The organism is Exiguobacterium sp. s5 (assembly GCF_018618075.1).
Classification (GTDB): domain Bacteria; phylum Bacillota; class Bacilli; order Exiguobacteriales; family Exiguobacteriaceae; genus Exiguobacterium; species Exiguobacterium mexicanum_A.
On the sequence record NZ_JACSLK010000013.1, the window covers coordinates 1 to 1686 of the forward strand.

Here is a 1686-nt window from a genome sequence, read left to right on the forward strand (position 1 = left end):
TGAAGTGCTCCCTGTCAAGTAGACAGGACAAATAATGAAAACCAGCCTAGGCGGCTTGAGACCTGTATTCGACAGGGCTCAAGCCGTTTAGTCGTTTCTGGAAACGATCGTGGTTGTAGAACGATATGTAGTTCTCGATGGCCCTCGTGAGTTCGCTATAGGCCTGGAACTCACGCAAGTAGTACATCTCCACTTTCAAGGTGCCCCAAAAACTCTCGATCGGGGCGTTGTCGATGCAACGCCCGACCCGGGACATGCTGCGGGTCATTCCCGCGTCTTCTACCATCCGTTTGAACCCTCTTGAGGTATATTGGAACCCTCGGTCGCTATGGATCATCGGACGTGCTCCTGTACGGAGCCCCGCGATGGCTGGCATCATCGTCTGGAAGACGAGCCCGTTGTTGTTGGACCTTCCGATGCGGTAGGCGACGATCGAGCCGTCATACAGGTCGATGATCGCGCTCAGATACGCCTTCTTCCCGGTCCCATACTTGAACTCGGTGACGTCGGTGCACCATTTCTCGTCCGGGCGGGACGCACTGAATTCTCGGTTCATCAGGTTCTCGGCCACATGTTGCGGCGTTGACTTCTTATGTCTCTTCTGCTTCCGGCGGATGACCGATTGGATCCCATGGCTATGCATCAAGCGATAGATTCGCTTTTCATTGAATGGGGACAGGCTCTGTTGCCGGCGCAGCCGATTGATTGTCATCGTGATCCGACGGTACCCGTATGTGCCGTTCGCCTGGTCATAGAGTAGACGAATGTCCTCCAGAAGCTTCTCGTTCTCTTCTTGACGCACCGGTATGGTGCGGTTCAACCATTTGTAATAGGCCGCCCGTGAGATGCCGGCGACTCGACAGAGGAGGACGACCGAGATGGCCTCCTCTTCGTATAATTCTTTGATGGCGATATATCGTTGCTGTAGCCGTACCTGGCTGATCACGACCTCCTCTCGATCTCCTCTAACTTTTTTAGGAACAGGTTGTCCGCACGAAGAAGTTCGTTCTCAAGCTCCATTTGCCGGATCCGGCGTTTCAGCTTCTCCTCTTCACTTAGTTCGTCCTCTGGCTTCGTACGCCCACGGCGGTCCAGGAGCGCTTCTGCCCCGTCCGTGTCATACTTCTTGACCCAGCCATAGATTTGCCCATAAGACACCTGATATTGTTCCGCGGTCTGTTGGTAGTTGCGTCCATTCTCCAAACAGTATTTCACGATCTCGAAGCGCTCTTCGAATGTAGTTTTTCTTCCTTTTGTCATAGCTCGATTCATCCCTTTTCTCGAATCTGTTAACTCGCTATGACTAGTATACTTCTTAATCCATTTTCGAAGAACAGATCCATCACTGATTTGATGGTTGGAGAGGACTTCCACCGTGGTGGCCCCATCGAGATAGTCACGGACGGCGGCAATCTTTTGTTCCTTGGTGTAATGTCTCCATGTCCTCGATTCCTTCAACGCGTCGATTCCGCCGGTATCGAATTTCACTTTCCACACCCGGAGAGTATTCTCAGAGACGTTATGCGCTTCCATGATTTCCTTCCACGTATAGGTTTCTTCTTCCATCATGCGCAGCGCAGCCAGTTTTTGTTCGATCGAATGCCGACTTCTCACCATAAAAAAACACTCCCCAATCAGATAAACAGATTTGTTATTTCATCTGTCTACCTATTGGGGAGCATATCA

Annotated in this window: 1 protein-coding gene; it reads right to left on the reverse strand. The window is 51.4% G+C overall.

Translation table 11 applies throughout. The features are described from left to right. Positions 1-46: 46 nt before the first annotated feature. Positions 47-1617, reverse strand: a protein-coding gene (locus KNP60_RS15345) for an IS3 family transposase (protein WP_156111487.1) whose coding sequence is annotated in 2 segments (ribosomal slippage) — positions 47-978 and positions 978-1617 — 1572 coding nt in all. Because the reading frame shifts where the segments join, the coding sequence is not laid out codon by codon here. Between the last annotated feature and the right edge of the window lie 69 nt (positions 1618-1686).